General features: G+C 42.3%; 4 protein-coding genes. 2 read left to right on the plus strand and 2 right to left on the minus strand.

Annotated elements, in window-relative coordinates; genetic code table 11:
* Nucleotides 1-100 precede the first annotated feature (100 nt).
* Together AC1DDX_RS07405 and AC1DDX_RS07410 are read left to right on the plus strand one after the other, a co-directional pair.
* Nucleotides 101-4,486, plus strand: a complete 4,386-nt coding sequence (locus tag AC1DDX_RS07405) for a CusA/CzcA family heavy metal efflux RND transporter (protein ID WP_337715730.1) — start codon at nt 101-103, stop codon at nt 4,484-4,486.
* Between the two features lie 8 nt (nt 4,487-4,494).
* Nucleotides 4,495-5,622, plus strand: coding sequence for an efflux RND transporter periplasmic adaptor subunit (locus AC1DDX_RS07410; RefSeq protein ID WP_477621911.1), 1,128 nt, complete (start codon nt 4,495-4,497; stop codon nt 5,620-5,622).
* A 50-nt stretch (nt 5,623-5,672) separates the two neighbouring features.
* Here the strand turns inward: AC1DDX_RS07410 and AC1DDX_RS07415 are convergent, their stop codons facing one another.
* Nucleotides 5,673-9,308, minus strand: coding sequence for a CheR family methyltransferase (locus tag AC1DDX_RS07415; RefSeq protein WP_288879891.1), 3,636 nt, complete (start codon nt 9,306-9,308; stop codon nt 5,673-5,675).
* Nucleotides 9,309-9,380: 72 nt separating this feature from the next.
* Nucleotides 9,381-9,896, minus strand: a 516-nt coding sequence (locus tag AC1DDX_RS07420; protein ID WP_477621912.1) for an MFS transporter, incomplete at its 5' end; no start/stop codon positions are given.

The raw sequence follows: 9,896 nt of genomic DNA on the forward strand, positions 1-9,896 counted from the left end.
GGTTAATTTAAATTTCAGGTTTTATTGCACCGGATCTATCCTCATGGAATGATTCCGTTATGCATTGCCTTGTTTTTTCTTTAACCTAATTTAAAATTCAATGCTGAAAAAAATCATTCAGTTTTCTATACAGAACAAATTAGTTATAGGATTATTTACCCTCGCGCTTATTGCCTGGGGTGTATATTCGCTAAAACAATTACCTATAGATGCCGTACCCGATATTACAAATAACCAGGTACAGGTCATCACACTCAGCCCCTCTTTGGCTACTCAGGAGGTAGAAAGGCTCATCTCTTATCCGGTGGAGCAAACCATGTCTACCATACCCGAAATTGAACAGGTACGCTCTATTTCCAGATTCGGCTTATCGGTAGTAACCATCGTTTTTCATGATGATGTGGATATTTACTGGGCGCGCCAGCAGGTTAATGAAAAGCTTGCCGAAGCAAAGAACAACATCCCGGCAGGATTGGGGAATCCCGAAATATCTCCGATATCAACCGGACTGGGCGAAATATATCAGTATGTAATCCATGCAAAACCGGGCTTTGAAGAGAAATACAATGCCCGTGACCTGCGAAGTATTCAGGACTGGATTGTGAGGAAACAATTGCTGGGAACTCCCGGTATTGCCGAAGTAAACAGTTTCGGCGGTTTATTAAAGCAGTACGAAATTGCCCTTGATCCTGATAAGTTAAGAGGCCTTAATTTAAGTATTGCTGATGTTTTTACCGCTTTAGAATCCAGTAACCAAAATACAGGAGGTGCTTATATTGATAAAAAACCGACTGCTTATTTTATCCGAAGTGAGGGCTTAATTGGCAGTTTAGATGATATCAATAAAATAGTGGTTAAGAACAATGCCAATGGGATTCCGGTGCTTATCCGCGACATTGCCACCGTTCAGTTGGGCAGTTCTATCCGTTATGGAGCACTGACCAGGGCAACCTCCAAGGGCCATGGCGAAGCCGTTGGCGGTATCGTAATGATGCTGAAAGGTGCCAATGCCAACGATGTGGTTAAAAAGGTTAAAGCTAAAATAGAGCGGATCAATAAAACCCTGCCCGAAGGGGTTGTTGTTGAACCTTTTCTAGACAGAAGTGCATTGGTAGACCGTGCCATGGGTACCGTAGCTAAAAACCTTATAGAGGGAGCGTTAATTGTGATCTTTGTATTGGTGCTCTTTTTAGGGAACCTCCGGGCCGGATTGGTAGTCGCCTCGGTTATTCCGCTGTCCATGCTTTTCGCCATTTCGTTAATGAACCTCTTCGGGGTATCAGGAAACCTGATGAGCCTGGGTGCTATCGATTTTGGCCTGATCGTAGATGGGGCTGTAATTATCGTGGAAGCCACCATGCATATTTTGGCAGGCAATAAATTAGGCAGGGCCTATACCCAACGTGAAATGGATGCAGAGGTGGAGAAATCTTCTGTGCGTATGATGAGTGCTGCTGCTTTTGGTCAGATCATTATTCTGATTGTATATCTGCCCATTCTTGCGTTGGTGGGTATAGAAGGGAAAATGTTTGGCCCCATGGCGCAAACTGTTTCATTTGCTATTCTTGGCGCCTTCCTGCTATCGCTTACTTATGTGCCCATGGTATCATCGCTGGTATTAAGTAAAAAAGCAACGCATAAAAGGAATTTTTCTGACCGTATGATGGATTTCTTTCAAAGGAAGTATACACCGATTATACGTGCCGCTTTGCGTAAACGTATGGCTGTGGTGGCGTCGTCTATAATACTTTTAGCCATCAGTATATTGCTGTTTTTGAGAATGGGAGGAGAGTTTATTCCAACCCTCGAAGAAGGAGATTTTGCTGTTGAAACCCGTTTGCTTACCGGAAGCTCGCTTTCGCAGACCATAGATAAAGTAAATCAGGCATCTGATATCCTGGTTAAGAGATTTCCAGAGGTAAAAGAGGTGATCGGAAAGATTGGTGCAGCCGAGATTCCGACCGATCCAATGCCTATGGAGGCCTGTGATCTTACCATTATTTTAAAAGATAAAAAAGACTGGACAACCACTAATGACAGGGTAGAACTGGCCGAACTTATGGGTAAAGCCCTTGAGGATGTGCCTGGCGTAAGCTTTGGTTTTTCTCAGCCTATTCAGCTTCGCTCTAACGAGCTGATCTCGGGAGTAAGGCAGGATATCGGAATAAAAATCTTTGGAGATGACCTAAGTGCTTTAACCGATATTTCGCAAAAGATCGGCAAAATTGTTTCTACAGTTGAGGGTGCAAAAGACCTTTATCTGGAGCAGGCTACGGGTCTTCCGCAGATCGTTGTAAAGATCAACCGGGATAGGATTGCTCAGTATGGCTTAACCGTTGATAAGGTAAACCAAGCCCTTAATACCGCCTTTGCGGGCCAGTCTGCCGGAGTAGTTTACGAGGGTGAGCAGCGCTATGATATGGTGGTGCGCTTGTCGCAACAGAACAGGCAAGACATCAGCGATGTAAAAAATGTTTACGTATCGGCACCTAACGGCAATCAGGTTCCCCTTGATCAGCTTGCTGATGTAGAATTTAAGGTGGGGCCAAATCAGATCCAGCGTGAAGATACCAAGCGAAGGATCATTGTTGGATTAAATGTAAGAGGTCGCGATATTGCCAGTGTGGTAACCGAGATTGAAGAAAAGATCAACGCACAGATCAAGTTGCCAACCGGTTATTACATCACTTATGGCGGTCAGTTTGAAAACCTGAAAGAAGCAACTCAAAGGCTTTCTATTGCTGTTCCTGTTGCCCTGGCGCTAATCCTGCTTTTATTGTATTTCTCATTTGGATCGGTTAAGCAATCGGTACTTATATTTTCTGCCATTCCAATGGCGGCAATAGGTGGTATTTTTGCGCTGCTGCTTCGTGGAATGCCTTTCAGTATTTCTGCAGGAGTTGGTTTTATTGCGCTCTTTGGTGTTGCGGTATTAAATGGGATTGTACTGATCACCGAGTTTAACAGGCTCCGGAAACTTAATAAATATGGATTGGATGAAATTGTGCTTAAAGGTACAGCCATCCGCTTGAGACCAGTATTGATGACCGCAACCGTGGCTTCGTTGGGCTTTTTGCCTATGGCCATTTCAACAGCGGCGGGCGCAGAGGTTCAAAAGCCACTTGCTACCGTTGTAATCGGTGGTCTCATTACCTCTACTATTTTAACTTTAATTGTATTACCCGTGTTATATACTTATTTCGAAGGCTATAAACGTAAGCCTAAAACAGGTGTTCCAGTTGCAATAATTGTCGTTATTGCTTTGCTCACTTTTACCGTACCTGCTGCGGCAAATGCACAACAAACGTCTTTAAAAAGGATTCCGCTTACAATGGAACAGGCCGTGCAAACTGCTCTTAAAAACAACCAGGCCATGAAATCTTCAGGCCTTCAGGTAAATCAGCAACAGGCATTGAGAGGCAGTTCGACCGACTTAGGAAAAACCAATCTTGATGTGCAGTATGGACAAATTAATGGAATTAAAAAGGACAATAATTTTAGTGTTTCCCAGAGTATTCCGAATCCCGGACTGTTTAAAAATCAGCGTAATCTGTATGATGCGCAGATCAAGGGTGCAGAGATTAATGTGGCCGTTACGCAAAACGAACTGAGCTATCAGGTTAAAAGTACTTATATGCACCTTGCTTATTTTATTGCTTTAAAAGATCTGTATCAAAGTCAGGATTCCGTATACAGCAATTTCTTAAAAGCCGCTTCCTTAAGGTATGAAACAGGCGAGACGAACCTGCTGGAGAAAACCACTGCCGAAACGCAGTATAATGAAGTAAGAAATCAGATGAGTGAAAATGAATCAGATATACTGGCTTATACTTCTGAACTGCAGCGATTGCTGAATACGCAGCAACCCGTTGAAATTGTTAAGGATCAATTTACGCAGGCCGAATGGAATGTTGCAGCTGGCAATAGTGTTGGTGCAAACCCGCAACTTGCCCTGCAAAAACAGCAGATTGATATTGCCGATAAAGCACTAGGTGTAGAGAAAGCCCGTTCAGGACCTGATTTTACTGTTGGTTATTTTAACCAGTCCATTATCGGTACGCAAACGGTAAACGGACAGGACCAGTACTTTAATGGTGGTAAAAGATTTCAGGGGGTACAGGCAGGAGTGGCCATTCCGTTATTCTTTAAACCTTTTTCGGCCCGTATAAAAGCAGCCAGAATAGAAAAACAGGTTACGGAAAGTCAGTATGAACTTTTTCAGACCAATTTGCAGGGCGAATACAATAAGGCGAATCAGGCATTGCTTAAAAACTCACGGAGCATCGATTATTATAAAAAAAGTGCCCTGCCGAATGCCAACCTGATTTTGAAGCAATCGCAAATCGCGTTTCAAAACGGAGAGATCGGTTATGTAGAATATCTTCAGGGATTAAGGACGTATTCGGAAACACATTTTAGCTATTTGCAGGCTATCAATCAATACAATCAATCAGTTTATACACTTCAATACCTCAGTGGTTTATAATTAAGAAAATGAAAAGAACTATTCAAGTGACCATTTACGTCCTATTTGCTGCGGTTTTAACCTCATGCGGAGGGAATACACCGAAATCAGAAGAAACAACAGCAGTTAAAGAAACAGCAAGCGTAAACCATGAGGATGAAAATACCGTGGAATTTACCTCTGCACAATATAAGACTGCAGGCATCGCACTAGGGTCGCCGGAAATGAAAGATTTAAGTGGCTTGTTAAAGGTTAATGGCTTTATTGATGTGCCGCCACAAAATCTGGTTAGTGTTACTACGCAAATGGGAGGAATCGTAAAATCGACTCCGTTGCTGCAGGGAAGCACCGTTAGTAAAGGACAAGTGATTGCCGTTTTGCAAAATCAGGAATATGTCTTGTTACAGCAAGATTACCTGGAAAGCAAGAGCCAGCTGGAACTTGCCGATTCGGAATATAAGAGACAACAAACAAGTATGCTGGCAAGAGAAAGTGCGTTGAAACAAAGGTTGCAGCTGATCAACATTAATCCGGCAAGTTTGTCGGCCGCTAATATTAGGAGCCAGATCAATATTTATTCGCCAATTACGGGTTATGTAACTAAAGTAAATGTGAATACAGGAAAGTTTGTGAATCCGAATGATGCGATGTTTGAGATCGTAAATAGCGCTAATTTGCATGTTGAATTGAATGTATTTGAAAGAGACGCTTCGAAAGTTAGGGCAGGTCAACGGGTTCGTTTTTCTATGGCCAATGATACGGAAGAGCAAATTGCAGTGGTAGATTTGGTTGGTCGGGAAATTAATTCCGATAAAACGATTACTGTTCATGCCATTTCAAAAGGAAGCACCAGCTTTATTCCGGGAGCATACCTTAAAGCATATATTGAAACGGGTACTAGTAAAGTGCAGGCATTGCCGAATAGTGCTGTAGTTGATTTTGGAGGTAAGAAATACATCTTTGTTTCAGAAGGTTCGGAGAAACAAGGGATGTATTATTTTAAAATGGTAGAAGTAAGTATTGGGGTAAATGATGGCGGGTATTTAGAGGTCCAGATTCCGGAAGGTGTCGCTGTAAATGGAAAGGTGGTTTTAAAAGGAACTTATGATTTGCTGTCGAAATTGAAAAACAGTGAAGAGGCCGGGCACGGGCATTAGGGTAAAGTTGCCATGTTGCAAGCGAGTGTGCTACAGCACACTCGCTAACGCTATTTTATAGGTAGTGTAAAGTAAAATGTGCTGCCCTGGCCCAGGTTACTGTCAGCGCCTATTTTTCCATCATGTTTCTTGATGATTTCGGTACAGATGAATAAGCCTAGCCCCAGGCCAGAGTAAGCGGCATTTTTGCCATCTATCTGGTAATACCGTTCAAACAAATGAGGTATTTTTTCTTCAGGAATGCCGGGCCCTTTGTCGCTTACAGAAACCCGAATGTTCTCTTTTAGTTTGTCAATAGAAATGGTAATGTCTTTACTTTCGGGGGCATACTTAATGGCGTTATTCACAAAATTGATCACTACCTGACTAAGCCTGTCGCTATCTCCATAAATTTCCAGGGTTAAATCACCTGTGGTAATTATCGAATATTTATTTGCTGCACGAATGTGATAACACGAATCATCAACCATTTTAGCAATATTGAATTGCGTTTTGTTAAGCTCAAGATGACCCTGGTTAATCCTGCTGGCATTTAACAGGTCCTCTATTAATATACTTACTTTGTCTAAACTCCTGGTCGACATGGCAATCAATGAATTCAGCTTGTCAGAAAAGGAATCGTCCTTTAACCTGTTGATCAGCTGCATCGATGCTTTTAAGCTAGTCAGCGGTGTTTTTAGCTCATGACTGGCAATACTGATAAAATCATCTTTGTGTTGCAACAATTCTTTTATCGCCTGATCATGCATCTTTTGGGGAGTAATATCTAATGATGTTCCAACAAAGCGATAAGGCTCGTTTTTTGCATTAAAATACGCTTTACCCTTAAACTTAACCCATTTGAGTTTTTTATCTAGGTTTTCTGATGTTCTGAATTCCTTTTCGTACTCGCCATTATTGATGCCAGTGAGCGCTTGTTTCAGGGTTTTGTCTACATCAGCACGATCATCAACATGGATCATATTTATGAATTGCTGATAAGTGATGTCATGATTAGGCTTAAGGCCGAAAAGTTCTTTAGACCTGCCATCAAATATCAATTCGTCGGTAAGTGTATTGTAATCCCAGGTGCCTAAACCTGCGGCTTCTACGGCAAGTTTTAACCGTTCTTTACTTTCTTTAAATAGCAACTCCACTTCAGCCAGGCCTTGTTCAACCTTACGTTTATCCGTAATATCTTCAATTGCCAATAATATTAAGCCATCCAGTAGTCTTGAGTTTAAACTCATGATGCGCAGACCAATTGTTGGGAAAATATGGCTCACCTCAAAATCAGTTAAGATTTTTTTCTCCGGCAAGATGTTCTCCAGCAGATCGCGGAGTAGTGGAATGTTCCACTGCCGGTCACCAAGATCATAGAAATATTCACCTTCCGTTTCTTTTTTAGTGACATGAAACTTGGTGTAAAATCCATCCGTAGCCCTTTTTACCCTTAAATCCTTATCCAGAATAATCAACGGATCACGAATTGTATTTATGATGGCTTCTGTGTATACCCTTGCATTGTTTAGTTCCTGGTTACGTCCGGTGAGTTCATTGTTAATGATGTTGATCTCTTCGTTTGTGCTTTGCAGCTCTTCTTTTGAAGTTTCCAGTTCTTCGTTTAAGCTCTGTAGCTCTTCACTACCAGAAAGCAACTCCTCATTTGCGCTTTGCAGTTCCCCATGTGCCGCTTCCTGTTCTTCTGTTGCATTCCTCATTTCTGCCCTAAGCTGGGTTAGCTCCATTTCCTGCTGCTTTAACCTCAGGTCTTTGTCACTTTCAACCCGTTTTCCGGCTTTTGATAAAGGCCTTTTACGGACCGCTGAAAAACTGGTTTGGAACAAGACCAGGTAATGGACACTTTCAGGTTTTATAAGCGGGGTAACCTCTATATCAACAAATTCCTGCTGTTCATTCAGGTTAAAGATCACATTCTTTTTTCCCACAGGAGTTTGATTTTTCTTTGCCTGCTGCAATAAATTCCGGAGTTCAAAAACCAGGTCTTCCCTTGCCATTTTTAGCAGGTTTAAGCTAGCTCTTCCAGGGGACGGGGCGAGCCAGGCATCTGTTTTTCCTCTAAACTGAATAATGTCGAAGTTATCGCTTACCAGCACTCCAGAAGGTGAGAATTTAGCCAGTACCACCTGGTCGGCAAGTTTAGAAATATCCGGTTCTTCGGCTCCTTTACGTGCACTGGTGTCAACATTTTTAAAATTCTGCTCACTACCCTGTGTGGTTACCTGCATAATCCTGCCGGGAATGCCGATCCGCTGAAAAATTTTGCTTGCATGGTTGTATGGCAGAAAAAGATCTGAGTCTTTGCCAATACTTTCTGATTTTCCCAACAATAAAAAACCATGATTGGCCAGGGCATAATGAAAGGCCGTAATTGCTTTTTTCTGCAATACCGGTTCGAGATAGATTAAAACATTGCGACAGGCAATTAAGTCAAGTCTGGAGAAAGGTGGGTCTTTTAAGAAGTTATGATGTGCAAAAACACACATGTCCCGGATGCTTTTTCTGACCTGATAGTTGCCGTCAATTTTATTAAAGAACTGACGCAGACGAGACTCCGAAACACCCTCAATATCGGTAGGTCTGTAAACGCCGGTACGTGCTTTGTTAATTGCCGTTTCAGAAATATCAGTAGCAAAGATCTGTATTTTCATTGCAGAAGCTTTATCACCCAATTGTTCTGTTAAACAGATTGCCATAGAGTACGCTTCTTCTCCGGTCGCGCAGCCTGCAATCCAGATCCGTAAGGGTTCACCGTTTTTCTTCTGATCTATGATCGAAGAGAGCACAGTGGTACACAGGGTTTCGAAGATGTCCGGGTCACGGAAAAAATTAGTAACAGAAATGAGCATGTCATTGTATAGCGCGTCCTGTTCGTCCTTTTTTTCGCGCAGAACGGATAAATAGACTTCCGGTTTGTCAGTTCCCTTTAATGCCATTCTACGTACAATGCGCCTTTTTAAAGTGCTTGACTTATAGAATGAAAAATCTACCCCCCTGCGTACCCGAAGTAATGTAAGTATTTGCTTGAAAACCGCTTCGTCCCTTGAACCTTTATCTTCGGAGGGATTGATATGATTATTGTAAAAAGGTGCATTAATGGTAAGAAGATGCACTGCAATCTTTTCAGGGTTTAATACAAAATCTACTGTTTTAGCTTTTATCGCACTTGCAGGCATTTCGTTATACTCTGCAGAATCTTCATCCTGTGCAAAGGTGATTCCTCCATAGGCCTTAATTGCCTCTAAACCCAGGGTGCCGTCGTTTAATGAGCCCGATAAGACTACACCTATTGCATAACCCTGGTGCACAATGGCCAGTGAAGAGAAAAAGCGGTCTATTACTTTTACTTTATAGCGTTTATCGTCGAGTGATGAGAGTTTAAGCACTCCATCTGTAGCGGTTACGATCTTGTTTTCTGGGATAACATAAAAGTTGTCCGGTTCCAAATGGATGTCGTCTGTTATCTGATGTACGGGGATTTTTGATATTTTCTGAAGCAATTCCGGTAGGGAACTTTCATGATCAGGACTTAAGTGCTGAACAAATACGTAAGCTATTCCAGACTTCGGCGGGATGGCCTTTAAAAATCGACTTATGGCTTTTAGTCCTCCTGCTGAAGCCCCAATTCCCACTACAGGGAACTGATCATCAGAAATTTCGAGTTCTGTTTTTTTTAGTCTGGTCATGAAGTCAAATTCGACGACGATACACTTATCGCTGCCTACTCAAAGATATCAATATTAATGGTTATCCCGTCATTATTTGGCTTTAATGGGTTTAGGGATGAGGTAAAGCATGTATAATACTAAGCAAAGGCAGGCCATGTTGGCGGCAATACCATAATCGAAAGCTTTAAGGTAATCGGGGTTGGCCTTATTTGTGCTGATTTCGTAATAAAATACACCCCCCAAAATGCTGATCCCCAGGGCTGAAGCGGTTTGCTGGAAGGTGGAAAAGATGCCGGCAGCAACGCCTGCAAATTTTGCTGGGATGCTTCCTAATGCAATGGTAAGCAGAGAGGGTAGGACAAGTCCGTTGCCCAGACCGTAGAGTCCAATGAGTAAAATGACGTATAACCCGCTTACCTGCGGTTTAAAAATCAGGATCTGGAGCATAAAGGATACCATGATAAGGGCCACGCCCAATTGCAAGACGCGTTTCCCAAATTTAACGATCAGCTTAGACGCCAGCACTGCCGATATCATAAAAAGCACTGCATGCAATACGAAATACAAACCGCAATCTAAGGCAGATAAGCCAAGACCGTTCTGAAG

The sequence above is a fragment of the Pedobacter sp. 10L46_2 genome (assembly GCF_056395165.1).